Source organism: Winogradskyella ouciana (assembly GCF_009709615.1).
Taxonomy (GTDB): domain Bacteria; phylum Bacteroidota; class Bacteroidia; order Flavobacteriales; family Flavobacteriaceae; genus Winogradskyella; species Winogradskyella ouciana.
Genome location: NZ_WJYA01000004.1, coordinates 454,284 through 480,513, shown reverse-complemented (window position 1 = coordinate 480,513; position 26,230 = coordinate 454,284). Strand labels below are relative to the sequence as shown.

Genomic DNA, 26,230 nt, shown 5'->3' with positions numbered 1-26,230 from the left:
CTCCAATTATGAATTCCATCTTTTCCCCATTTCATATCTGATTTGTAGCAAATGTTATACCGAACTTACAAAAAATGCTCCTATTGAGGAGCATTTTAAGTTATTTTAACGGTTTATCGCTAATTGAGATTAGCGTATACCATGCATCATTCTTATTAAAGTTTTATTTAATATTAACATTATTACTCCAGCTCCAACTGGTACTGCTGTAAATATCAAAAAGAATGTGCTCATACCATATTCTTCGACAATAGGGTCTATATAACTACCTGTCCAACCTGCAGTTAAATTAGCAATAAAGTTGGCGACAAACCATACACCAAACATTAAGCCAACTAATTTAATCGGTGCCAATTTACTCACATAAGAAAGACCAACAGGAGATACACATAGTTCACCTAAGGTGTGGAATAAGTATGCCAATATTAAGAATATCATACTAACTGAAGCTGTTTTTGCGCCTAACGGAATACCCATTGAACCGTAAGCTAATATTCCAAAACCGAGTCCTAATAAAATTAATCCAATAGCAAACTTCACTGGACCTGATGGATTGTATTTACTTTCCCAGACTTTAGAAAACAAAGGTGCAAACGCGATGATAAAGAATGAGTTTAGGATACCAAACCATGACGCAGGCACCTCAGATTCTTCTGAACCAAATTCTCTGTTTAACATCCAAATCACAATTCCCCAGATGATAACGAAACTTGTACCTAGTAATAAATTAGATAGTGAATATTTTGAAAATGTCTGTTTAAATAACAAAAGTAATACCCAAGTAATAATTAACATAGGTACAACAGTCAATAGTGTATTAAATACTTTAAAGGTAATAGCACCTTCACCCGTTAATACCCTATCGGTATAATCTGCTGCAAAAACAGTCATAGAACCTCCTGCTTGTTCAAAAGCCCACCAGAAGAAAATGGTGAAGAATGCAAAAACACCAATTACTTTTAACCTATCAGAAGTAATTTTTGATTTTTCAGCCTCACTTGATACTTCTTCAATAATATCCTTAGTCTCTTCTAATGAATCTTCAACGGCGTCATCAAAATCTTGAGTACCTTTTGGTGATAATCCAATTCGTCCAAAAATCTTCTGAGCAAAATAGAATTGCAACATACCAAAAAACATAAAAATTCCTGCTAGTCCAAATCCATAGTGCCAGCCAACTTTTTCTCCGATGTAACCACACAATAAAATTCCTAAGAATGCACCTGCATTAATACCCATATAGAAAATGGTATAGCCAGCATCCTTTTCTTTTCCTTGTGATTTATATAATTGACCAACCATAGAGGAAATATTTGGCTTAAACATTCCATTACCAATAATTAAAAGTCCTAGACCTAAATAGAAAAACATATCTGCTGTTACCTCTAGCGCCATTGAAGCATGTCCCAAAGTCATAAGCAAAGCTCCTATGACAACAGCATTTCGGTAACCTGTGAATTTATCCGCAATAAAACCGCCAATAATCGGTGTTATATAAACCAAACCAGTATACCATCCATACAATATTAGAGCTTCTGATCGTTCCCAGCCCCAGCCACCTTCACCTAATATAGCTGCGGTTAAGAAAAGTACAAGTAAAGCGCGCATTCCATAGTATGAAAATCGCTCCCACATTTCTGTAAAAAACAATACAAATAGACCTGAAGGGTGACCTAATACAGTCTTTTGGTTAGTTTCTGATCCTCCGAATTTAAATTCCATATATAATTAATTTAGTTAGTTTTTAGTTTATCTAGCCTTTAATCTTAGATGTTTCCGTTTCCTCTTCCTCATTTTGCTCTAGCTTATCGCCTAAAGTTCTATGGATAAAATTGGTCATCTTTTTATACAAATGTAATCTTGTATTACCACCAAAAATACCATGGTTTTTGTCTGGATAAATCATCCATTCAAATTGCTTATCGGCTTGTACCAAAGCTTCAACCATGCGCATGGTGTTCTGTAAGTGTACGTTATCATCTCCCGAACCATGGATTAATAAAAAGTCGCCTTCAAGCTTATCCACATGATTGATTGGTGAGTTCTCATCATAACCACTTGGGTTTTCCTGTGGTGTAGTCATATAACGTTCGGTGTAAATGGTGTCATAAAATCTCCAGCTTGTTACAGGTGCCACTGCAATTGCCATTTTAAAGACATCGTTACCTTTAAATAATGCGTTACTACTCATAAAACCACCGTAACTCCAACCCCAAATTCCGATGCGGTCTTCGTCAATGTATGGTCGCTTACCCATTTTTTTTGCTGCTGCAATCTGGTCTTCTACTTCGTATTTACCCAATTCGTTTTGGGTTACCTTTTTAAAATCTGCCCCTTTAAAGCCAGTTCCTCTCCCATCAATACAAACCACTATATAGCCTTGCTGCGCCAACATTTGGTACCAGTAGTCATTTGTACTGTTCCAACGGTTGGCCACTTGTTGCGAACCTGGACCAGAATACTGATACATAAACAGTGGATATTCTTTGTTTTCATCAAAATCGGCTGGCTTAATCATCCACATGTTTAAGTCATTCCCATTAACGTTTATGGTACTAAATTCTTTCTTCGACGTCACGTAATCACCCACTTTTTGAGCTAGCTTGTCATTATCTTTTATGCCTTTTACAAGTTCTCCGGTTTTAGCGTTGTGCAATGTATATTCTGGTGGTGTGGTGGCACTGGAATGTGTATTGATAAAATACGTGAAGTCTGCACTAAATGACGCACTGTTAGTGCCTTCAGATTTCGTTAATCGTTGTTTATTCTTACCGTTTAATTTGATGGAATAAACATCTCTATTAATAGAACCGTTTTCTGTCGATTGATAATAAATAGTGTTGGCTTTTTCATTGAAACCATAGTAATTAGTTACTTCCCAATCACCATCGGTAACCTGATTGATTAAATCACCGTCTTTTGAATAGTGGTAAATGTGGTTAAAGCCATCCTTTTCACTCGTCCAGATAAAACTATTATCCTCTAAAAAAGTAAGGTTGAAAGTTACATCGATATAAGCATTATCCTTTTCTGCCAAAACCAAATCGGAAGACATCTCCTTTGTATTGATAAACCACAAGTCCAGCTCATTTTGGTGACGATTCATATATTGTGCACTCAAAACATTAGGGTCCTCAGTCCATTTTATTCTCGGGATATAAAAGTCTTCGTATGTTTTATCAACCTTTAACTCGGATACATTATTAGATTCTAAATTATAAAGATGCAAGGATACTTTAGAATTGTCTTCACCTGCTTTAGGATATTTAAACACCTGTTGCGTTTGGTATAAACCAGATCCAAAAACATCCATTGAAAATTCTGGTACTTCAGTTTCATCAAATCGAATAAAGGCGATTTTGTTGCTATCCGCATTCCAATCAAAGGCCCTTACAAAGCTGAATTCTTCTTCATAAACCCAATCCGTAATACCATTGATGATTTTGTTCTTTTCACCATCAGTAGTAATCTGATTCACTTTACCCGAAGCTAAGTCCTTCACATAAAGGTTGTTTTCAAAGCCATAAGCGATTTTGGTGCCGTCTGGTGATAAGGTTGGTTCTTGCACCAAGTCATCAGAAACCTTGGTCAATGATTTGGTTTCAATATCATATACATAATATTCACCTAGTCGAGAGCGTCTAAAAACAGGTTTTTCGTTAGTGGTTAGAATTACTTTGGACTCGTCATCACTGAAGGTATAATCAAAAAAACCTTGAATCTCCGAAATATCTTCAGAAGACACCAAGGTCTTTACTTTTTCCAAGGTTTTGTAATCGTAAATATCTATAGTAGCTGTTCTGCTTTGCCTATCGAAATTTAAGACTGAATATTGTTTGCCATTATTCATGGAATGCAAGGCTTGCATGCCTTCGGTCCTGAATTCTCCGCTCCAAATATCTTCGAGCGTAATTTGCTTATTTTGACAATAAATTAAAGAAGTGGTTAAAAAACCAATAAGGGCAATGAAGTGTCTCAATTTCATAAATTTTCTATTTCAATAAAGCAATGCCAAGTTTACTAAAAATTATGGAAAAAACAGTTATTATTAACAGTAAATCGGCAATTAAAACAGATTATGTACACAATTTATGCCAATCTCAGTATCTTTGTTTTTTAAATTACTTTATCTATGTCAAATGCTATTTCTGGCTTTTCTAAGCTTTCAAAATCCGAAAAGATTGAATGGCTCTTAGATACTTACTTTACCGACAAAGACATAGCTCGAAAACTGGTAAAACAGTATTGGAATTCTGATGAAAAGCTCCAGAAGCTACATGATGAATTTATTGAAAACACCATAACAAATTACTATCTACCTTTAGGTGTTGCCCCTAATTTCTCAATAAACGGTAAACTCTATACCATCCCAATGGCCATTGAAGAAAGTTCTGTGGTGGCAGCAGCTAGTAAGGCTGCAAAATTTTGGTTGAAAAGAGGTGGGTTTAAAGCTGAAGTTATTTCTACTGAGAAAATTGGCCAGGTGCATTTTACGTATGATGGCTATTTCAATGACTTAGCGTCTTTTTTTAAAGCAGTAAAGCCGAAGCTTTTGTCCTCAGCCTCAGATATCACGGAAAATATGGAACGTCGTGGCGGTGGAATTTTGGATATTGAACTTAGAAATAAAACTGAAAAATTAGATGATTATTACCAGTTGCATGCTACGTTTGAAACGCTAGATGCCATGGGTGCAAATTTTATCAACTCGTGTTTAGAGCAGTTCGCTGATACCTTGAAAAATGAAGCCGAGCATAATTTAGAAGGCAATCTCGATGTGGTTATGAGCATACTCTCTAACTACGTGCCCAATTGTTTGGTGAGAGCCGAAGTAGAATGTCCTGTTTCTGAATTAAAAAGTAAGGACATAAAAAACCCAGAGGAATTTGCTGAGAAATTTAAGCAAGCTGTAAATATTGCTGAAGTAGAACCTTATAGAGCAGTAACGCACAATAAAGGAGCGATGAACGGTATTGATGCTGTGATATTGGCCACAGGAAATGATTTTAGAGCAGTTGAAGCAGGAGTGCATGCTTATGCAGCAAAAGATGGACAATATTCTAGTTTAACCCATTGCTCTATTGAGGATGGTGTTTTTAAATTTTGGTTGGAAATACCATTAGCGCTAGGCACGGTTGGCGGATTGACCAATTTACATCCATTGGTGAAATTTTCCCTTGAAATGCTACGAAATCCTTCTGCCAGAGATTTAATGCAGATTGTAGCTGTTGCAGGTTTAGCACAGAATTTTGGAGCTGTTAAATCACTCACCACAACCGGAATTCAAGAAGGGCATATGAAAATGCACCTTATGAATATCCTCAACCAACTTAAAGCGACACCTAAGGAAAAAGTGCGGTTGATTGAACACTTTAAAACCAATGTAGTGACTCATGGCGCTGTAGTTGAGGCTATTAAGAATTTAAGATAAAATTAATCTATACTGGTGGCTGAGCGAAGTCGAAGCCATATAATTAAAAAATGCCCAAAGGTTACGTTTACATATTAAAATGCAGTGAAGGTTCTTACTATACTGGAAGCACTATCGATATTGAAACAAGAATCAATGAGCATAATGATGGCAAAGGTGCCAATCACACAAAAAAACGGTTACCTGTAGAATTAGTTTATCTAGAAGAATTTCAAAGAATTGATGATGCTTTTTATAGAGAAAAACAAATTCAAGGCTGGAGTAGAGCTAAAAAGGAAGCTTTGATTAAAAACAATTTTGAATCATTAAGGAAACTATCAGAATGTAAGAATGATAGCCATTATAAATTATGGCTTCGACTACGCTCAGCCACCGAAAACCTAACAAATGGTTAAGACTTCAAAAACATACCACAGCCACGGCAAACTTTTAATCACTGGAGAATATGTTGTGCTGGATGGTGCTAAGGCATTGGCAATTCCAACAAAATATGGGCAAAGCTTGACTATTGAGCCAAATGATAACAATACTATTGTTTGGAAAAGCTATGATGAGCTAGGTAAAGTTTGGTTTAATGGTGAGTTTTCAATTGACGACAGCTCGACTGCCTGCCTGTTCGGCAGACAGGCGCTCAGTGTGACAAGTGAAAATTCCAATGAGGTTAGTAATCGATTAATTCAAATATTGGAGGCTGCACAAAAATTAAATCCTGAATTCCTAAGTGATCATCAAGGTTATAATATCACTACACATCAAGATTTTAATAGAAAATGGGGATTGGGAACATCCTCAACACTCATCAATAATATAGCCGATTGGGCAGAGGTTGATGCCTATGCACTTTTAGAACAAACGTTTGGTGGAAGCGGTTATGATATTGCTTGTGCTCAGCATAATTCGCCAATAACATATCAATTAGATGAAAATCACAGCCCAGTGGTTACAACCGTTGCATTTAACCCGAAGTTTAAGCATCATTTATATTTTGTTTACCTCAACCAAAAGCAAAACAGTAGAGATGGCATTAAAGCCTACAAAAGCTTAAATAGAGTTGACGATTCTATTATAAAGAAGGTAAATCAAATCACTGAATCCATGATTGCATGTGAATCACTTTCAACATTTAATAGTCTTATCGATGCGCATGAAAATCTTATTTCTGGATTAATCCTACAGGAGCCTGTTAAAGCTAGCTCGTTTCATGACTTTAAAGGAGCCATAAAAAGCCTTGGTGCTTGGGGAGGTGATTTTGTTTTAGTGACCTCGGAAACCGATCCAACGGATTATTTTAAAACCAAAGGTTATGACACTGTTATTCCGTTTGAGGCTATGGTTCTTTAGTTAAATACTGTCGATTTATTGAAGAAAATTGGATGTGACGAATCAAAAAAGGCTTTGCGTTTCTGCAAAGCCTTTTTAATTATTCGTTGTTATATCTAAATACTAGTAAACCGTTTTGGCTCTGTTATCTTCAATCTCAGCAGCTTTTTCTAATGCTTGGTAAACACGAGTCTGTACAGCGTTTTTAATTGTAGTATTTAACCTATTGACTATAGACGTATAATTATCTAACTCAGTAGCTTCATTAACTTTAGTCACCTCAATAACATAAACACCATTGGTTCCGTCTATTGGACCTGATGTCTGTCCCTCTTCTAAACCAAATGCAGCTCCAATTACCTTTGGTTCTGCACCTGCACCAGAAAGCGTTGTGTTTTTCATGGTTAAAGCAGCAGCTGTACGTGGACTTTGTCCTTGGTTTTTAGCGATCTCATTAACCGTTGTAGCCGTGATTTTTTGACGAATCATTTTCGCTTTCTTTTCTTTTCTTATTTCTGGCAATGCGGTTACGGAAGCATCCTCAACACTCATTAATCCTTCTTCGTTTTTCTCAACAAGTTTTGCGACAATAAATCCGAATCCAGAGATTGGAAAGTTCTTGTAGTCACCTACATCAGTATCTTCTTCAAATGCCCAACGCACGACTTGTCTCTGGCTTCCTAAGCCTGGCATATTCTCATCCAATTCCTTAAATGTGATTGGCTTTACAGTCAATTCACGTTCTGCCGCCAACTCATTAAAATCAGCATCTTTAGCAGCAATTTCGAACTTAGACATTTTGTTGAACACATCTTGTAATGTTTGGTCAGATGGCTCAATCTTTCGTGCTATTGTTCCGATTTTATAAGTCTCATTAAAACTCTTTTGTTCTAAAATTTCTATAACGTGGTATCCGAAAGACGTACCTACGACGTCAACATCTCCTTCTTCACTTTCAAATGAAAATGCTTTAAACTCTGGAGCCATACCTGCATTGTATGCAAACTCTATTTCGCCATCTTTTTCGTTACTCACTTTATCTGACGACAACTCTAATAGATCCAAAAACTTGGTCCCGCTTTTTATCTTTGCCAAGATGCTATCTGCTGTTTTCTTAGCTTCTTGAGGTGTTTTAGTCACTGAGGCATCAGCTCTTTGTCCACCTGCAAAAGGAATTAAGATATGTCTTACCTTAACCGAGTCTGGCATCTGCTCAACAGCTAACATTTTAGATAGTTTAAAGTACTCACCATCCTTGTATGGTCCATAATACTCACCAACCTCTAAATTCATTAAGCTGTCTTTAACTGTAGCAGGTAATTGGGCAGCTCTTAAAAATGAATCGTTAAATTTAATATCTGAGTTGGAGTTGATAAATTCTTCTGCATCAGTCGTTGAATTAAAACCAGGAATAGTGTCATAATTTCCACTACTATCGTTATATAAAGGTTGATCGTTTTTTAATTTTAAAAGTTGTGCTTTTATAGCATCTTCATCAGCTTTAGAAGCCTCTTCTTTAAACTCTACATAAACAACCTCTCTATTGGCATCAGCTTTAAATTTGTCTTCGTGCTTTTTCATGTAAGCTTTGATATCTGACTTTGACACTTCAACCAAACTATCTGCAATAGACGTGTAAGGTATTTGTACATAGCGAATATCAACCGTTTTGGCGTCTGCCATATATTCATCTTTTGCCTCAGCTAAAGTAGCACCAACACCAGCTTTAATCATGTTATAATACGTTTGCTGAATGGCATTAGTAGCAATCGTTTGTTCGTTATTGGCCCAACTCTCATAATTCACCAAGAAATTTCCAAGCGGTGCAGCTTCACCGTTAAGGTCTTTTAGGTTTGCGATAAATGCATTAAGACGATTAACATCAAAGTTTCCGTTTTCATCTTGAAACTCTGGATAAGATTGAAAACTATTCTTCAACAAATCACGCATTTCATCCTTTTCAACAGATAAGCCAAGTTCTTCATACTCCTCTTCCATAATAATTTTACGAAGCTCTTGGTTGTAAATGGTATTCATAGCCTGGGTAGAAGTCACTCTTCCACCTACTCTATCTTGATAGTTTTTTACCTTTTGTTGAAATTCATTTCTTTCAATATCGGTTCCGTTAACTGTTGCAACAACCCCTTGCGTATCTGAAAACGCATTTGGATTATCAATAACACCTTGAATAACAAAAGCGAATAATGCCAATGCTATTACTAATATTAAGATTAGCGAACGTTGTCTAATTTTATTTAAAATTGCCATAGTCTATCGTTTGATATAAATAAGTCTGCGAAAATAGTACTTTCTACCAAATTATAAAAGGAGAAGTTTAGTTTTTGTATGCTGTATTTGCTATTAATCGACTTCGAGTATTCTTAGAAGTACAACATCTATTTTTGTTGATGAAACTTCTTTGATGGTGAACTTAAAATTGCCTATCTGTACATCTTCGTTTTCTTCGGGAATACCTTCTGTTTCGTTAACGATCAATCCTCCTAAGGTCTCATAGGTTTCACTTTCCGGCAGGTTTAATTTATAGGTTTCGTTGATGTAATCGACTTCTAACCTTGCCGAAAATTTATAAGTTTTATCATCGACCTGCTCTTCAATCATTTCGAGTGTATCGTGCTCATCTTCTATTTCTCCGAATAATTCCTCTACAATATCCTCAACGGTCATGATACCAGAAGTACCACCATATTCATCGATAACAACAGCTATACTTTGTCGTTTTTTGGTTAAAATATTAAGTACATCCTTAATAAGAATGGTTTCTGGCACAAAGCTTACCGGAATAATAATGGATTTAATTGTTTTTGGTTTTTTAAACAATTCAAAGGCATGTATATATCCTAAAATATCATCTATATTGTCTTTGTAAACGAGGATTTTGGTTCTGCCAGTTTCAACAAAGAGCTGCCTTAGATTTTCTATAGATTCTGAAATGTCCACAGCTGAGATTTCGGTACGTGGAATCATTACCTCGCGTGCTTTAACCTCTGTAAATTCCAATGCATTCTGAAATATCTGAATCTCACTATCCACATCTTCGTGGTCTTCCACCGATTCCATTTGCTCACTAATATAATTACCAAGCTCTACCTTGGTCATTGCCAATACCACATCTTCTCCTTGAGCTCTAAAAATGTATTTTAATACGGCATCCGAAATCCAGAGCACAAAATCTGAAACCCAAGTAAACAGCACATAAAAAATATAAGTAGGCAATGCCAATACTTTTAATAGGGTATTTGCGTAAATCTGAAAAAACACTTTTGGTAAAAACTCAGCTGTAATTAATATCACAAGCGTTGAGATGACGGTTTGCGTTAGTAATTGCAAATCGACAAGCAAGTAGTTTAATGTTGTACTATCTGAAGGCAAATAGCTTTGAAACCACCTTACCAATACATCTCCCATTTTTAACCCATAGATGACCAGTGCTATATTGTTACCAATGAGCATGGTGGCAATATATTTTGATGGCCTAGCGGTAAGCTTGGTCAATATTTTTCCCAGAAAGTCGTCCTGTTTCTTTTCTAGCTCTATATGTATTTTATTGGAAGATACATATGCGATCTCCATACCCGAAAAAAAGGCTGAAAGTATAAGTGTGGTTACAATAATGACTATATCAACAGTCATAAATTATTTTTTATTACGATCCTCAAACTTTTTTGCGAATCGTTTTCTAAAAAAGAACATAAATATGGCCAAAGCTGCAAAAAATAAGGACATGTAGGCTCTATTTCTGTCTATAGACCAATTAGAAATAGCATCCCAAAGAAAGAGTGCTGCAAAAATTAGATATGCGTATTGAAAGAATTTTAAAATCTTCATGAGTTAGTTTATCTATTAAAAGCACAAAGATAGTTAATTATCAAGCTCAAAATCACCACCCATCTCTAACATTTGGAAATTTTTGAAGTCTTTATCTGAATCAAACCCAATACCATATAGAGGCCCTATAGCTCTTTTAAACAACCAAGGCTCATTAGTAAACACCCACTCTAATTTTTCATTATAGTACAATTGCTCTGTGAACAAAGTATCTTTTTGGTGCGTGGCAATCCTAACATTACCTCTTAAGTCTATAATATCCGTATCTGAGTAGAATATGGCGTAGCGCGACGTAATGGTTGTCATCTTACCATCGTCATCATAGACCTTTAGTTCTATCCCATCCGGGAACTCTGAAAACGAAAAATCGCGATTGGAATAGTCTAACAATTTAGGGCTAATCAAGTTTGCTTTTAAACGAACCGTATCGTCGAGGAACTCAGTATATTTTAAATCGATATTCTCAGCTTCACCAATAGGTTGATTTTGCAAAACACCCACCTTCTGTACATCGCTAAAGTTATTTTCACAATTAAAAAACAAAGTCATAGCAAATGCTATGACTAAGTTTTTTACAATATTTGAATATTTTATTCTCATTAAATATTAGGAACCGTTATGGTACGTCCTATCCAACATCCTATTTTAAGAGGCTGACCTGCGTTTCCTTTCTGGAAAATCTCAGACTTTGTTGGCGCACTCGCTCTATAGCTTGCTGCTGATTTAGCTGCAGCTGACTTTAAACGACCATCTACTCTACCAGCTTTTTCAGCTTCTAAAGCTGCTAACCAAAATACAGCTCTTTTACTAAAGTTATCCGAACCACAGTTGTTAGCACTCTTGGCATACATAGCTGCAATGGCTATATAAGGAGAACCGTCTGATGGGTTTAATTTCATAGACTCCATATAGTACTGTCTTGCTTTACCGTAGCTTCCCTTACTTTTTAGATCTTGGGCTAATTTCTTGTACAGTTTCGCCTTTTTTAAAGGATCTGTTTCCAAAGAAATAGTCTCATCAAAGTACTTTTGCTCACCAGTTAATATATATAAGTAGTATGCTGTATCTGCACTTGGCTCAATACTATTTTTTTGCTCCACCAATTTTAAAAACAATGGATCTTCCTTACAGCCTTTAGCATACATACGGTTCATGGCACGTTGTAACCAAACACCATCATTTTTATTAGCTTCATAATTCTTTTCATATAAAGGAATCAACACATCACAATTAGCTCTGTCTCCAAGTTTTTTGTCCATACTTCCCAAAATCTGATTCTCGAAAGCTTCAATATTAGACTCATAACTAGACTTATATCTAGCTTCCTTTTTTGATAAAGTCTGTCCTGCTTCTTCCTTTTCAGCATATTTGTTAAGCTTTATCGTATATCCTGCAATTAAGTTTTCGATCAACTCATTAACATCATCATATTTATCAAACATCTCCTGAGCAGGTTTTTTACCAGCATCAAACAAATCCACGGCTAATGAAAAATAGGTATAAAGCCCTTTAGCGCTTGTAAAGTTTTTAGGATCTTTTTTATAAGCTTCATCGAACATGTCATACAATTGCTGAGCGGACTTATTCAATTCATCCCTGTACTTATAAGCTAAGTTTGCCTTATCCACTAAAATTTCACCTTCATCATACTTAGAAGGAAAGTGTTCTCTACTTTGATCGTAAAGCGACATTAAATCATTTATATGTGCAACCTGATCTGCATCAGTAGAGTTTTCGATTTTGTGTGTAAGTATTTTTTCACCATGTGCATAGATAGCCCTGTTGAATTTTGGGCATTTGTTACGCACAATCTTCCAAGGCTCATAGGCTTCATCATATCGTTTGCTCTTAACATATCCATCAAATAGCGACAGATTGTTCATACACTCTTCATCTTGCTGAGCAAAACTAATGTTGAAACTCACAAACAGAGCAGCCAGTAGTATTGTAATTCTCGTCTTCATCTTGTTAATTATTATTGTTAGTTGTACTTCTTTTGTCTAAACCATCTAGAGTTTAAAGATAAACTTAAGTTAAAGTTTATAAAATTCTCTTGGATTAAATTTTTGTCAGTTGTTCCTCGTTGTCCTATTTCAACGCCTAAATTAGCGTTAGAAAATAAGTTTTGACGTCCAACTGGTAAACCTAGACCAAAAGATATGCCAAACTCTTTAATTGACTCATCTTTTATTACTAATCCTGTATTTGCAAAGTTAATACCTGCTCTGTAAACGACACGCTTAAAGTAACCAGAAAAAGCATCATAATCAGGAATATAGAAACCTCCTATCGCTATTTGAGAAGCATTTTCGAAGGAAGAAATATCATTATTAAAAATAGGGTTAGAAAAATCACTTGTATTCTGCAGTGTGTATTCTGCGCCTACAAACCAAGATTTAGGCTTACCCAAACCTGCACCAAATGATAATCTAGATGGTAAGGTAAGCTTGGTGTTTTTTAAACCCTCAGATTCCAGATCAGCTTCTGATGTATTAATGGTACCTTCTGCATTGGTTGTTGTATTAATTACTATAGTAGAAAAAGACCGTTGATTGTCCGAAGACAACTTACTCTGTGGTGCGTAGGTTGCCGTTGCCGAAAGCTCTAAAGTGTTAGACACCATTGTTTTATATGCCAAACCAAAGTTAAGGCTTAATCCACTTAAATCTGATCTGTTATCCTCTCTGGTTTGATACTGAACCAACTCTCCTTCGGGTGTATAAGCAAACTGAATAGCAGAGTTTTGTATGTTACCGAAGTTATAACTAAAATCTACTCCAATACCAAGTTTAGGTGATAGCTGATAGCCAAAACCCGCAAACACTCTATTAAGTCCACCCTCTCCTCTAAAACGATTTTGAAAATCACCATCATCATTGACATTATCTAGCTTATAACCAACAGAAGTATATGGTAAGAGCCCAAAGCCAAAGCCAAATTTTCCAATAGGAACAGATAATGCTAAATAATCAAAGGTAGAACTGTTAGTCTCACCTTCTCCAGAATTGCTTTTTAGTTTCGTGTCGCTCGTAGTACCAGCCACAGTAAATTTTACTGGTCTGCTTTCTCCATCAAAAGGAAAAGCATCAACGTTTTTACCTACATAAGCTGCTGGATTTCTTAGGTTTACATGCACACTATCTAAGTAAACACCCATGCCTCCCATGCTTCTGTTTTCTACCGTACCCTTAAACTTAAGCGTACCTATTCCATAAAATGAGTATGGTGAAGCTGTTCCTTCTTGCGCAAAAGCACTAGAACCTATAATTGCAAGACAAACTACAATGAGTTTTTTTATCATTATTTCGAATTATAATCTAAAATGAAGTTCAAACCCTCTAATAGAAAATTTGAATTCGCAAATATGCTATTTTTTAATTGGTTTGACAAAAAATTGGCATCACCTCCTGTTAAAATAACTGTTAAATCTTGGTGTTTCTCCTTATATTGGTCTATAACACCATCAATTTCCTTAACAACTCCGATAACAACACCAGAATGAATTGATGATTCTGTAGAGTTCCCAATTATTGTTTTGGGCTGGTCTTTTTCTAATAACGGAAGGTTTGCCGTTAAATTATGAAGGGCTTGATATCTCAACCGTATTCCTGGTGAAATAGCTCCCCCAAGGTACTCATTTTTATCGGTAACAAAATCATAGGTTATACAAGTACCAGCATCTATAATTAACACATTATTATCTGGAAACTGGTTTACCGAAGCACTTGCAAGCGCTATACGATCTACGCCTAAGGTTTCGGGAGTTTTGTAGAGGTTTTTAAACGGAAGTTTTGTGTTGCTATTTAGTTCAAGCACCTTTAAATCATCGTCGATAATCTCAATCTGCTTCTTGGATAATCGGCCAACTGAAGATATAATTGACGTCTTTAGCTTTGGAAATTCCTTTTTCAGTAATTTATATTGCTTTTTAAACTCCGAAAGTTCAAAACTCACTTTGTGAATGAGTTCATCATTCTTAAAAATGGCAAACTTTACAAAGGTATTTCCAACATCTACTATAAGATTCATAAGCGATACTAATTGTGCAAATTTAAAAAATCAAATTTTACAAGTTTCTTTTTGGTAATACTAAAAATGAATTTATATTTGCATCCGCTTATTTAAGCAACTGGTGCCTTAGCTCAGTTGGTAGAGCAAAGGACTGAAAATCCTTGTGTCCCTGGTTCGATTCCTGGAGGCACCACCATCAAAAACCCGATTCAATTGAATCGGGTTTTTTGGTTTCTGAAGATACCGCTTTTAGTATTTCTTAAAAACATACTCGAAAAACCACATTAGTTGCCGACCTTAAAGAGAATCTCGAGAACTTATTTACTGTATCACTTTCATTGACTCTGTAATAATTATTGATAGCATTTTCCCTATTTGATATATTCCAAATCGATGCTCCAATTTCTGACCTAAAAGTGTCGTTTATCGTGAACTTATATGTAGCAGAGGCATCAATTCTTATATAATCCATTAACCGTTCATTATTACCTTCGTCAAAATTTACATCACCATCAACAATCTCATTCCCTTGTTGAGGAATAGAAGTAGGCTTCCCAGTTCTGTATTTAATTCCAGCTGAAATGTTCCAATATTTGTTGCTAAAAGTTGTTCCTAATGTAAAAGAATGAGTAATATCAAAATTACTAGGAAACTCAACATCTTCAAGGGCTTCAAAAGTGTAAGTATTATTGATGTAAGAATAACTCAGCCAACTGTTAAAATTACCAAACTTTTTTCTAAATAAAAACTCAAATCCATAGGCATCATAACTACCTTTTTCTTTTGCAAATTCATATTTAGTAGTAAAACTTTGACTTTGGGTAGTTATACCATCCACAGTTTTATAATAGCCTTTAACATCAAATAGCCAACCATTATTTTTATATGTTATACCTAAAGACCCTTGTTTACTCCTTAAGATGGGAATACTATCATTATCGGTTAACTGCCAACGCCTTTTCTCTATACCTAAAAAGTCATTTTGAAAGTTGATAACTTGTGAGGTACTTTGATGTTTATATTCTCCTTGTGCTTCAATTTCAATATGCTCTCCAATCGATTGTCTTACACTTAATCTTGGTTCGACAATCATTTTTTTAAATCGAGTTAAGTAATTTGCCCTAATTCCACCTCTAATTGAAAAGTCATTATTAGGGTTTTTGTACCAAGCCTGCCCAAACACACCGTGTTCTCTTAATATTTCTTCATCACGTCTTACAAATCGAGGTAAATCAATATCATTTAAGTTAATGACCTCGGTTTCTGTAAACTGATAACCAAGGTTAAACCTCCATTGATTTTGATCTAATACATTATTAAGTAAAATGCTTGTTTCAGAAACAATGTTTTCTTGTAATTGTAATTGATTGTTCAAGACATCTGCATTTAAAGCTTCAAGTTTATATTCATTGTCATAGATATTTATGGTTGATGATAACTTCTCATTCCATAGTCTTTTGTAATTAAGACCCACCGCAAGTGTATTTTGCGATATACTACTGCGTCTAGTCCTCGTAGTTCCATTAACATCAGCAGTTTCATTGAACCCTAAATCATTATTTATTAGAATAAAGTTCAGTCGAATAAAATCTTTATCCGTAGGCTGATACAACCATCGTAAAGAAACATCATAGAAATCAAATTCCTGCTTAGAATTTGTAACGGCAGAAACATTGTTTTCAGCTTCGGTATCTTGCGTTACTCTTTCAAAATATACCTCGTAAGTGGGTGTTCTTAAAACATCATCTAAAGATTTTCTCGATGCAATTTGTAAGGATGACTTATTACCAATGGGAATATTAGAAAACAATTCGGCATTTAAAAAGTTAATCCCAAATACACCATTGAATTCCGAATCTATTTGTTTCTCTGTTTGCATATGAATAGTCCCAGAGATACCATCAGTCAATACTACGTCTGATCCGTTGCTGATCACACTTGCTTTTTGTGTCATAAGTGGATTAAAACTAGATATAAGACCGAAAAAATGACCTGTTTGATACATTTTAATACCATCCCATAGCATCAAATTCTGATCGTGAGATCCTCCTCTAACATTAATATTAGAAACCGTTTCATCAACGCTTAAAATACCTGGTAATGCCTGAACGGTTTGCAATACATCAGATTCAATAAGACCAGGTAATAGACTAAATCGCTTGTAGTCAATTGAGGTTGACCAGTCCTGTCTTTTATCTATACCTCTGACAATATAAGTTTCTATTAGTACTGGAGAAATAATTTCCTGTTGCACAAGCATTGTTATCGTTCCGCAAACTTCTAAATTGAAAAACTTTACCTGACGTTCTATGGTTTTATATCCTATATGTCTTATGGTTAAAATTTCATTTTCAGATTTCAACTCAATTTCAAAATAACCATTATTATCGGTGACTGCATAGGCAAATTTACCTGTTACAGTAGCACCAATGAGAGGTTCTTGTAATTCTAATCCTTTGATGTAACCACACAATTGAATCGTTTCTGAAATCGTGTAAACTAAATCGCTAACTTTTTCGAAAACTAAGTTGGTTTGCTTTTCAAGGTTATTGATTTTTGCAGCTAAGCTTAAATCTTGGGATACAGGAATTACAGTTATACCCGTTAGAAGGCTACTCTCATAATTGAAAGTGATAGAGTGCTTTTTTGTGATATTGTCCAGAACTTCAGAGATGGAAACTTTCTGTTCTAAACTTTGTCCCATCAATTTAGAGGTGAGAGAAAAACACAGCAATAAGCATATATAAAATTTAGTTTTGCCCATTCCTTATTATGACCGTGTTAGTGTTCTTAATGGTGTAGGTCAAATTAAGGGGCTTTGTAATAGATTCTAGGGCATTCTCAAGATTATTGTGCTCAAAAGCACCTGTAAATTTTACAGTCATGTCAGATGGATATTGAACTTTTATGTTGTATTGTTTTTCTAGTTCATTAGCAACGGATTTAAGTGAAGCATCTTCAAAAACACTCATGTTTTTAAGCCAATAGGGCTCAGTGATTACAATGTCTGACTTTTGTCCTTTGCCTGAAGACAAAACAAACTCTGTACCAGCAGGTAACTCAACAGTGTTATCCTCATAGCTCACTTGCACCAAACCTTCATAACAAGAAACTTTAAAAATACGGTCTTTAGATAGTACATTAAACTCTGTTCCCAAAACACTTACTTTACCAAAGTCTGTATGAACATCAAAACGTTTACCTTCCTCCACATCAAAATACGCTTCACCATTAAGGTTTAACGATCTATTTTCATTCCAATTAGAACTATTGTATTCTAGCTGTGATAATTCGTTTAGGCTTACGGTTGAATTGTCAGGTAATGTGATAATTTCGTTTTGAGCCAAACCAGTCTTAAATGAACTTATTTGGTCTTTATTTATCAATGTAAATAATGCAAATCCCACAACAAGAATTGCGGCTAAACTTGAAACAACTTTTATCCAATAAGTAGATGAGCTTTTTTTGGAAACTAAACGCCTATCAAATGCATCAAAGGATGCCACTTTAGCGTTGGTATTACCGTTGAACCTTTGAGCTTCTCCAATAATTTCTTTATATAAGTCAGCATCTTCCAACGCATGGAAAGCCTTTGACTCAGTCTCTGACAGGTCGTTATTTAACCACTTTTTTACTAATTGTTCTTTGTCCATAACATATGTTATATATTTAAAACAACTCAATAAAGGATTGTCCCATAATTATTTTCTATTGAGTTCTTCAAGTTCACCTTTGAGCTTATTTAAAGCACCATAGATTCTATGTTCAGCGACTTTTTTTGTGATGCCTAAAATTTCTGCAACCTCTTTATGTGTTTTACCATCTACTTTATTTAGTAGGAATGCAACGCGTTCCTCTTCTTTTAATTGCGAAAGAACACGCTCAAAACGTTTAAGAAATTCCTTTTTGCGCAACACAAATTCTGGAGACTCATTGGTATAATCCTTCGGCTTTACCTGTTGATATTTTAAAACCACCTTTTGATGCTTTACCGCATTAAGCATCATATTGTTGGCCGTGGTATATAGATAGGTTTTGGCAGCTTCTGGTGCAATCTTAGCACAGTTTTCCCAGAGCTTAATAAAAGCTTCCTGAACCTTATCGGCCGGATTTAAGCGTTCACCATACTTGTAAAACAATATATTGCTTAAGGATTGTGCATACGTCTCATAGAGTTTTGAAAATCGTAGCTTATCACATATATCTTTATAAAGGGACTTTGGCATTACCAGTAAATTTCCTTGAAATTATATAAAATTTTTCAATCTCCTTTGGGACAATTCCAAATAAAAATGTTTTAACTATAAACTGCCCAAAGAGTTAAGATTTGAAAATATCATGAAATTACAATGCACTGAAAGAACATCAAAATTCATTAAATCACTCGCTTTGACTAAGATAGAGGAATTATGGCAATGCAAAAAGAAAATAAAAACACTCCAATACAACCACAATAAAATAGATCTCTATAAATACAGACAAGCAAACCAAAGAATTGATAACTTAAAATCTACGATTCTTAATCTAAAAGCATTAGAAATAAAGATGAATCAAAAATTTTAATTATTTTCTTGGGACAATTCTTCATTGAGTTGTTTTAAGAATAAAGAGGCGATTTAAAAGCCAATTAACAAACGAACTTAAAAATTAAAATAAAATCCATTATGAAATCATTAAAACCAATTTTAGTAATAACAATCGGAGTTCTGCTTTCATTTACCTCCTGCAGAACTGAAGATGATGTAGCCATTGACCCACCAACAGAAGATACCATAGAAGCCAATTCTACCATTGCTAACCTTATGGCCAATGTGGCAATAAATGATGGATCATTCGATAATATCATAGACAACGCAAGTTGCTTAAGCGTACAACTACCTGTTACCGTAACGGTCAACGGAATAGAGGTAACTGTAAACGATGATGATGGTTACGAGGATATCGAAGATATTATCGATTTGTTCGATGACGATGTAGACTCCATTGAAATAACATATCCAATCACCGTAATTTTAGCAGACTACTCTACCGTAACTGTTAACTCAGATGCAGAATTAGCAGCACTCTCTGTGGACTGCCCAGGTGAGAACGAAGATGATGACGACATAGAATGTATAGACTTTCAATACCCAATCACCGCATCCATATACAACGAAAACAATGATCTTATCAACACAATCACTATCAATAACGACAATGATATGTATGATTTTATTGATGATTTAGATGACTTTGCCGCTGTGACCATTAACTTTCCAATAACCGTGGTTTTGGCTGACGGCAATTCACTGACCATAAATACAGTTCAAGAATTAGAAAATGCAATAGAAAATGCAGACGACACCTGTGATGAAGACGATGACAACGATTTTGATGATGACGATTGCGATAACTGTACCACATCAGAGCTCGATATGGTCTTTGCAGATTGTACCGAATGGACAGTAGATAAATTAGAACGAAACGATAACGACCTAGAAGACAACTATGTAGGCTATGTATTTGAGTTCAATAGTGACGGAACAATTCTAGTCACCCAAGGCGCCAATATGTTCAACGGGACTTGGGAGGCAGATGGTTCAGGCAATAATATTGCAGTGACCATCAATGTAACAGGTTTATCAGACTTCAATGACACTTGGAACCTACACGAAATAGATCAAGATCCAGGCGAAATAAAGGTAGATTTAAGACTGGGTGATGACAGATTGCGTTTTGAGAGCGACTGCTCTAGCGATGGTGGTGTCGACGACTCAACATTGGTTAGTGCATTAACCAACGGAGACTGGTACGTCACCTACTTTTTCGATGATACAGACGAAACAGCTGACTTTGCAGACTACACTTTCAATTTCGCATCAGATAATACAGCAACCGCAACAGACACTAACGGCACCACCAATGGCTCGTGGGCAACAACATCTGGAGACCAGACACAATTAGGACTAATCCTAAACTTTGGCACAAGTATACCGCTAGACGAACTTGAGGACGATTGGGATGTGCTAGAAGTCACAAACGATATCATTAGGCTAAAAGATATAAGTGGTGGCGATGGCTCCGAAGATTTCTTAACCTTTGAGCGACAACCTGTCGATGGCGGTATTGACGACTCAGCATTGGTTAGTGCATTAACCAACGGAGACTGGTACGTCACCTATTTTTTCGATGATGTGGATGAAACGGCTGACTTTGCAGACTACACTTTCAATTTCGCATCAGATAATACAGCAACCGCAACAGACACTAACGGCACCACCAATGGCTCGTGGGCAACAACATCTGGAGACCAGACACAATTAGGACTAATCCTAAACTTTGGCACAAGTATACCGCTAGACGAACTTGAGGACGATTGGGATGTGCTAGAAGTCACAAACGATATCATTAGGCTAAAGGATATAAGTGGTGGTGATGGATCCGAAGATTTCTTAACCTTTGAAAGAAACCCATTTGATGGAGGAAGTGGCAACGACAATTTAGAGGATATCCTAACAGATGGCCTTTGGTTTGTGGCATCTTACGTCGAGGACTCAGACGACCAAACCTCAAACTACGCAGGTTATGAATTAGATTTTAACATCGATGGTACTGTAACTGCATCAAATGGCTCTAATACCAATAATGGTAACTGGGCGGTAATAAGTGGAGGTGACCAAATGGTTCTAAATTTTGGTACAGACTTGCCGTTTGAAGAGTTCAATGATGATGACTGGAATGTCCTCTCCGTCTCAAGTACAGAAGTGATCATTCAGGATGTAAGCGGAGGTAACGGTGGTACCGACACCTTAACACTACAAAAATTATAATTCTAAATCATTTTAAAATAATTAATCATGAAAAAAATAGGTAATATCGGATTGTTAATAATGCTAAGCTTTTCACTAATGTCATCCATGTGTTCTAGTGACGATGACGACGGAAGCTCAAACAACAACAACCAGCAAATAGCAGAAATAGAAGGCACAGCGCAATCAGGAACATGGAGAATCTCAAACTTCAATGATTCAGGGCAAAATGAAACCTCGGATTTTAACGGTTACAACTTTAGTTTCAACGCTGACGGATCACTTGTAGCAACAAATGGCTCTAACACTATGACAGGAACTTGGTCTGTGACAGATGATAGTAATAGTAGTGATGATAGCAGTAGTGATGACGATATAGATTTCAACATCTTTTTCCCGGTATCAGATAGCAATGACTTTGAAGACCTCAATGATGATTGGGATGTAGTAACAACCACATCTACAAGAATTGAACTCATAGATATCAGCGGAGGCAATGGTGGCACAGACCTGTTGACATTTGAGAGAAACTAATTAAAAATGGGAATAAGTTAGTAATTTGTCCCTTAGCTCCAGATTGTTTGATTAATAGCAGGCCAACCATGAGATTCATGGTTGGTTTTTTTTGTGTAATACTTTAGATTAAATTACAATAACATAGCATATAGTAAAAGCGGCACCAGAGGCACCACTTTTCAAACCCTCTAAGGCTTTGTTTTACAAAGTTTTTTTGTTTATATAAGAACTAAATTACAGACAACAAAACTTCTAATGATCGTGATCTGAATGGTCATCACTTTTTGTTTCGCCAGATTGATTCATCATCATATCGTGATCGTATTTACAACACCCTGGTAATCCTTCATACGCTTCTTCATCACCTGCAACTTTTTCTGTATCGTAACCTGAAGCTGCAATTGCTTTATGAATTGCCATAGCATCAGTTTTGGTATCATCAAACGTGACATCAATTTTCTTTTTATCAACGTCCCAATTGGCGCTTGCCACACCTTCAACACCATTAGCTGCCTTTTCGATAGTGCTTTTACACATACCACAATTACCTCTTACACCAAAAGACAGGTCTGTCATTGCCATAACTTCAGACATTTCAGTAGTTGTGGTTTCAGTTTCTTTTTTGGTTTCGTTTTTACAACTTGTTACACCTAATGCTGCGATTACAGCGATACTTAAAATTACTTTCTTCATTTTCTTAAATTTAATTGTTATTACTTGTTTTATTATTCTATGACTTGTTTTACTTCTCCGCAGGTTAGCATGGCGTCACCAAAGTATGGATTGATTACTTTTTCTTCTTTGCTCAACCAATACGCACCCTTGTTGTTATCTGCCATTGGACAAAATTCTACATAGACTTTTTCATTGATTCCATATAATTGTACAGCATTGATTAAACGTGATGATAACCGCTTAAAATGGTCTCTTTGTGCTTCTATATTGGACGTTTCAGAAATAGAAGCAGCTGCAGATTTTATGTCGCCTTCTAATGACATCCATTGATTGTGAGCTTTTTTATTCGTCAATAACTTCATGTCAACTTTACTTAAATTGTTTAATAAATTTGATGCGCTTTTTGATGCATTTTTTGAATCTTCTTTAACCAAAGCATCTTTTAAATTGATATACACATTGTATACAACTTTTAACTGTTCATGAAATTCCGCTGATACTTCCATTCGTTCATTCATATTGGTGTTGACACTTTCGGTATTAGATGTATTATAATCCATTCCTAAATGACCTTCGTGTCCAGTCATTACTTTACCACCATCTTTATTCATCATAGACTTTTTGCCTTGTAATTGTGCTGCTGCATCAACCGTAAATGTTCCGTTAGTTACAATTTCATTACCAGTAAACAAGCCTTCTAAAACTTCATATTGGTTACCCATTTGATTGCCTAATTTAATTTCGCGCATTTCAAAAACGGGTTGGTTTGGATTTGTTTTTAAATACACCACAGAGCGTTCACCTGTCCATAACACAGCAGAAGCAGAAATTGTTATAACTTCGTCATTGTTCGCAGTACTACGTTCAATAGTTGCTGTTACAAACATTCCTGGTTTAAATACATCGTCTCTATTATTTAGCACCACACGCAAGGTTACCGTTCTTGTTTTTGTATTTAATACTGGGTCTATAAAATCGACTTTACCTTTAAATTCCTCGTTAGGAAAGGCATTGGTTGTTACTAATACTTCCTGTCCTTTTTTAAATTGGTCAATTTGATGTTCAAACACATCAAAATTTCCCCAAACGGTGTTGAGATTGGCTATTTTCAATAAGGGTTGACCTTGTTTGATATAATCCCCTTGCTCTACCAGTTTTTCTGTAACAGTACCTGAAACAGTTGCATACACAGGAAAGTTTTCCTTTACTTTTCCAGTCTCTTCAATCTGATTGATTTGATTTTCAGAGAGCTTCCATAATTTCAGTTTATTACGGACTGCTTTATATAAAGCAGGTTGTGATTCTTTTAAAGATGCTGCTGTAATTAATTCTTGTTGTGCTGCATAGAGTTCTGGCGAATAAATGGTTGCCAATAATTGACCTTTACGAACTTCTTCGCCTGTAAAACTCACATTCAAACGCTCAATTCTTCCAGCGAAATAACTTACTTGTACTGCATTGGCTTCTTCGTTTTCAGCAATTTTACCAGATAGTTTTATGGTATTGCCTTCTGCATTGCCTTTACCCACAACGGTTGTTTGAATATTGGCTAATGCCATCGCATTTTCTGTTAGTTTGAACTGGTCTGCCATTAAGCCATCGCTTCCGCTTTCCGCAGGAATTAAATCCATACCACAAATAGGACAATCACCTGGTTCTGGTTTCATAATCTGTGGATGCATAGAACACGTCCACATTTGATTGGTTTCTGCAACCGCATTGTGATTATGGTCTGTTTCTTTATTTGATGAGCCACCAAAAAGCAACCACCCCAATACCACGCCTACTACCAGTAAACCTGCGTATATGACTATTTTATTATTTTTCATTCTCTAATCGTTTTATCATTGCTTTCATTTCTTCTATTTCCTTCTTTTGAGCTTTTATAATGTCCTCTGCCAATTTTTTAACTTCCGGATCTTTAATATCTGCGCGTTCACTGGTTAAAATAGCAATAGAATGATGTGGTATCATTCCTTTCATCCATAATACATCACCAACTGTTGATTTTTGGTCTCGTACCAGTCCCAATGCGCCAAGAAAGAGCACAATGCTACCTATTACAATGCCTATATTTTTCTTTTTATCATTATACATATTTTTCATAAAGAAAAACATGATTAATGCCATAGTCGAAATACCCAGACAAACCATATAAAATCTGGTTAAGCTAAACCAGACATGGTCAAATTCATAGGTATTGAGATACATAGTAATGTACATTGCTATAAATGATGACCCTAGCATTAAAAAGAACTTTGTGTAATTGCTCATTCCTTTGTCGTTGTTTGTGTGTTCATTTGAATTCATAATCTTTGGTTTTATAGTTAAACTTTACTTTTTCTGTTTTTAAATATTTTTCTAATTGAAGGTGAAGAGGTAAACCACAATAAAAAACCGCTTAATACGGTTATTAACCCTAATAGTGAAAATGCTCTCAAAACAAGGGTATTAAAATTGTCTCTGCCTTCATAATCCATCGTATGCGTCATCCATAAAAAATCAAACCAACGCCAAGAACGATGTCTTACGGTTTGAAATTTTCCGTCGCTTACAGAAACGTATGCTTTTAGTGCTTCATCTGTTTTATATGAGATAACATAAGCAGGTAGTAGTTTTTCTCGATACTCGTGGTGTTTTCCAGTTTCAGTAATTTGCTCAACAGATTCTACCTCTAAACCACTCTTCATATGGTTTTTGGCAATATAGAGTGCCTCATCCTGCGTAATACTACTTTTTGGCATTCCATCTAAAGCATTGTACAATTGCTCTTTATTTATCCAATAGTACGGTGCATTATCAATATCTCTTAATTCAATAGTCTTTATACCATCTGGAACATCCATTTCTGAAGGACTTATTAAACTATTAAATGCTTTGGGTTGATAGTCCAAGTTTTTAAATTGGTCTCCGTGTATTTCGTCGATGTTTGTCCAACTAAAGTATAAACCACTAATAGTCCAAAACAGGAATTGAATCCCTAAAAAGAGACCCAAATACCTGTGGGTTTTTCTAATTTTTAAAGCTGTATGCCTGTTTACCATTTTCTAATTTTTAATTGCAAAAGGAAACTCGAGTTTAACTTTTTCCCAAGCCATCGAAATAGTTCCACTTTTATCATCTATTTTGTTGACCTTATATTCTAAATGTTCTGTGATTTCCTCTGATAATGTTGGTGTAATTTTAAATCGAATAACATCATCTTTTTCGTCATACTCATCTTTACCGTGTTGCTCCCAGTTTTTATTAATCATCACAGTCCAGTCGCCTTTTGATGGAATTGTAAAAAAGCCATATTTCCCTTTAGGAAGCGTTTCTCCATTTATGATTAAATCTTTATTCGTTTCTACCCAAGTAGCCATATGCGCTCCTGCTTGCCATACTTGGTCATAACCAACCAAACCACCAAAGATGATTCTATTCCTTACTCCTGGTGATGAATAATCAATATGAATATGTGCATCTCCAATCATTGCCATTGTTTCGGTATGCGGACTTAAAGGTTTTTTCTTGGATTGCTCAACTTTTTCGGTTTCAGCACTATGATTGTGTTTTTGCTCTTCTGAACTTGATTTTTCGTCTTTACAGCTCACTATGGTAAGCATTATTACAAGTAATAGGGTTAGATTTTTCATTAGTTTTA

At 35.6% G+C, this 26,230-nt stretch carries 22 protein-coding genes and 1 tRNA gene; 6 read left to right on the top strand and 17 right to left on the bottom strand.

Annotated elements, in window-relative coordinates; all coding sequences use genetic code 11:
- Window positions 1–129: 129 nt before the first annotated feature.
- Both F1003_RS06090 and F1003_RS06085 read right to left on the bottom strand, forming a co-directional pair.
- Window positions 130–1,722 carry a peptide MFS transporter gene (locus tag F1003_RS06090; protein ID WP_155088319.1) on the bottom strand — a complete coding sequence of 531 codons (1,593 nt, stop codon included), beginning with the start codon at window positions 1,720–1,722 and terminating at the stop codon, window positions 130–132.
- A gap of 31 nt (window positions 1,723–1,753) precedes the next feature.
- The gene (locus tag F1003_RS06085) at window positions 1,754–3,985 is read right to left on the bottom strand and encodes a S9 family peptidase (protein WP_155088318.1); all 2,232 of its coding nucleotides are present in this window, start codon (window positions 3,983–3,985) and stop codon (window positions 1,754–1,756) included.
- 147 nt (window positions 3,986–4,132) lie between these two features.
- Here F1003_RS06085 and F1003_RS06080 point away from each other — a divergent pair, with 147 nt between their 5' ends.
- Genes F1003_RS06080 through F1003_RS06070 form a run of 3 tightly spaced genes read left to right on the top strand, consistent with a single transcriptional unit; the run spans window position 4,133 to window position 6,772 of the window.
- A complete protein-coding gene (locus tag F1003_RS06080; RefSeq protein WP_155088317.1) occupies window positions 4,133–5,431 on the top strand; it encodes a hydroxymethylglutaryl-CoA reductase, degradative in 1,299 nt (432 codons plus the stop codon).
- Between the two features lie 50 nt (window positions 5,432–5,481).
- Window positions 5,482–5,826 (top strand): GIY-YIG nuclease family protein, encoded by a 345-nt coding sequence (locus F1003_RS06075; RefSeq protein ID WP_155088316.1) that lies wholly within the window; start codon window positions 5,482–5,484, stop codon window positions 5,824–5,826.
- Complete coding sequence (locus tag F1003_RS06070; protein ID WP_155088315.1) at window positions 5,819–6,772, top strand: GYDIA family GHMP kinase; 954 nt, start codon at window positions 5,819–5,821, stop codon at window positions 6,770–6,772. The genes F1003_RS06075 and F1003_RS06070 overlap by 8 nt, the downstream gene beginning before the upstream one ends.
- Before the next feature lie 102 nt (window positions 6,773–6,874).
- Here F1003_RS06070 and F1003_RS06065 read toward each other — a convergent pair whose 3' ends face one another.
- The 7 genes from F1003_RS06065 to F1003_RS06035 form a co-directional block, all read right to left on the bottom strand.
- Window positions 6,875–9,019: a SurA N-terminal domain-containing protein gene (locus tag F1003_RS06065; protein WP_155088314.1), complete on the bottom strand. Its 2,145-nt coding sequence runs from the start codon at window positions 9,017–9,019 to the stop codon at window positions 6,875–6,877.
- Between the two features lie 93 nt (window positions 9,020–9,112).
- On the bottom strand, window positions 9,113–10,402 hold the full coding sequence (locus F1003_RS06060) for a hemolysin family protein (protein ID WP_155088313.1): 1,290 nt from the start codon (window positions 10,400–10,402) through the stop codon (window positions 9,113–9,115).
- Window positions 10,403–10,405: 3 nt separating this feature from the next.
- Complete coding sequence (locus F1003_RS06055; protein WP_155088312.1) at window positions 10,406–10,597, bottom strand: hypothetical protein; 192 nt, start codon at window positions 10,595–10,597, stop codon at window positions 10,406–10,408.
- 33 nt (window positions 10,598–10,630) lie between these two features.
- A complete protein-coding gene (gene lptC, locus F1003_RS06050; RefSeq protein WP_155088311.1) occupies window positions 10,631–11,197 on the bottom strand; it encodes an LPS export ABC transporter periplasmic protein LptC in 567 nt (188 codons plus the stop codon).
- Window positions 11,197–12,561 (bottom strand): hypothetical protein, encoded by a 1,365-nt coding sequence (locus F1003_RS06045; protein ID WP_155088310.1) that lies wholly within the window; start codon window positions 12,559–12,561, stop codon window positions 11,197–11,199. The genes lptC and F1003_RS06045 overlap by 1 nt, the downstream gene beginning before the upstream one ends.
- Window positions 12,562–12,578: 17 nt before the next feature.
- On the bottom strand, window positions 12,579–13,898 hold the full coding sequence (bamG, locus tag F1003_RS06040; RefSeq protein ID WP_155088309.1) for a BamG family beta-barrel-assembly machinery protein: 1,320 nt from the start codon (window positions 13,896–13,898) through the stop codon (window positions 12,579–12,581).
- Entirely contained in the window at window positions 13,898–14,626 is a 729-nt protein-coding gene (locus F1003_RS06035) for a type III pantothenate kinase (RefSeq protein ID WP_155088308.1), read from the bottom strand. Before F1003_RS06035 ends, bamG begins: the two co-directional genes overlap by 1 nt.
- 102 nt (window positions 14,627–14,728) lie before the next feature.
- Between F1003_RS06035 and F1003_RS06030 the strand changes: the two genes are divergently transcribed.
- A tRNA-Phe gene (locus F1003_RS06030) sits at window positions 14,729–14,804 on the top strand.
- A gap of 63 nt (window positions 14,805–14,867) precedes the next feature.
- On the opposite strand, the gene F1003_RS06025 is transcribed toward F1003_RS06030, so the two are convergent.
- From F1003_RS06025 to F1003_RS06015, 3 genes are read right to left on the bottom strand one after another with little or no spacing between them, the layout of a single operon-like run.
- Window positions 14,868–17,312, bottom strand: a complete 2,445-nt coding sequence (locus F1003_RS06025; RefSeq protein WP_162306907.1) for a TonB-dependent receptor — start codon at window positions 17,310–17,312, stop codon at window positions 14,868–14,870.
- A 46-nt stretch (window positions 17,313–17,358) separates the two neighbouring features.
- A complete protein-coding gene (locus F1003_RS06020) occupies window positions 17,359–18,261 on the bottom strand; it encodes a FecR family protein (RefSeq protein ID WP_155088306.1) in 903 nt (300 codons plus the stop codon).
- A gap of 48 nt (window positions 18,262–18,309) precedes the next feature.
- Window positions 18,310–18,834: an RNA polymerase sigma factor gene (locus tag F1003_RS06015; RefSeq protein WP_155088305.1), complete on the bottom strand. Its 525-nt coding sequence runs from the start codon at window positions 18,832–18,834 to the stop codon at window positions 18,310–18,312.
- Between the two features lie 438 nt (window positions 18,835–19,272).
- On the opposite strand from F1003_RS06015, the gene F1003_RS16810 reads away from it, so the two are divergent.
- Window positions 19,273–21,417, top strand: coding sequence for a hypothetical protein (locus F1003_RS16810; protein ID WP_202913881.1), 2,145 nt, complete (start codon window positions 19,273–19,275; stop codon window positions 21,415–21,417).
- Between the two features lie 27 nt (window positions 21,418–21,444).
- Window positions 21,445–21,930 (top strand): hypothetical protein, encoded by a 486-nt coding sequence (locus F1003_RS06005; protein WP_235898280.1) that lies wholly within the window; start codon window positions 21,445–21,447, stop codon window positions 21,928–21,930.
- A gap of 234 nt (window positions 21,931–22,164) precedes the next feature.
- Here F1003_RS06005 and F1003_RS06000 read toward each other — a convergent pair whose 3' ends face one another.
- Genes F1003_RS06000 through F1003_RS05980 form a run of 5 tightly spaced genes read right to left on the bottom strand, consistent with a single transcriptional unit; the run spans window position 22,165 to window position 26,222 of the window.
- The gene (locus F1003_RS06000; RefSeq protein WP_155088304.1) at window positions 22,165–22,605 is read right to left on the bottom strand and encodes a heavy-metal-associated domain-containing protein; all 441 of its coding nucleotides are present in this window, start codon (window positions 22,603–22,605) and stop codon (window positions 22,165–22,167) included.
- 32 nt (window positions 22,606–22,637) lie between these two features.
- Window positions 22,638–24,416 carry an efflux RND transporter periplasmic adaptor subunit gene (locus F1003_RS05995; protein WP_155088303.1) on the bottom strand — a complete coding sequence of 593 codons (1,779 nt, stop codon included), beginning with the start codon at window positions 24,414–24,416 and terminating at the stop codon, window positions 22,638–22,640.
- Window positions 24,406–24,897 (bottom strand): DUF305 domain-containing protein, encoded by a 492-nt coding sequence (locus tag F1003_RS05990; protein WP_155088302.1) that lies wholly within the window; start codon window positions 24,895–24,897, stop codon window positions 24,406–24,408. The genes F1003_RS05995 and F1003_RS05990 overlap by 11 nt, the downstream gene beginning before the upstream one ends.
- 17 nt (window positions 24,898–24,914) lie before the next feature.
- Window positions 24,915–25,631, bottom strand: coding sequence for a PepSY domain-containing protein (locus tag F1003_RS05985; RefSeq protein ID WP_155088301.1), 717 nt, complete (start codon window positions 25,629–25,631; stop codon window positions 24,915–24,917).
- Between the two features lie 3 nt (window positions 25,632–25,634).
- A complete protein-coding gene (locus F1003_RS05980; RefSeq protein WP_155088300.1) occupies window positions 25,635–26,222 on the bottom strand; it encodes a DUF2911 domain-containing protein in 588 nt (195 codons plus the stop codon).
- Between the last annotated feature and the right edge of the window lie 8 nt (window positions 26,223–26,230).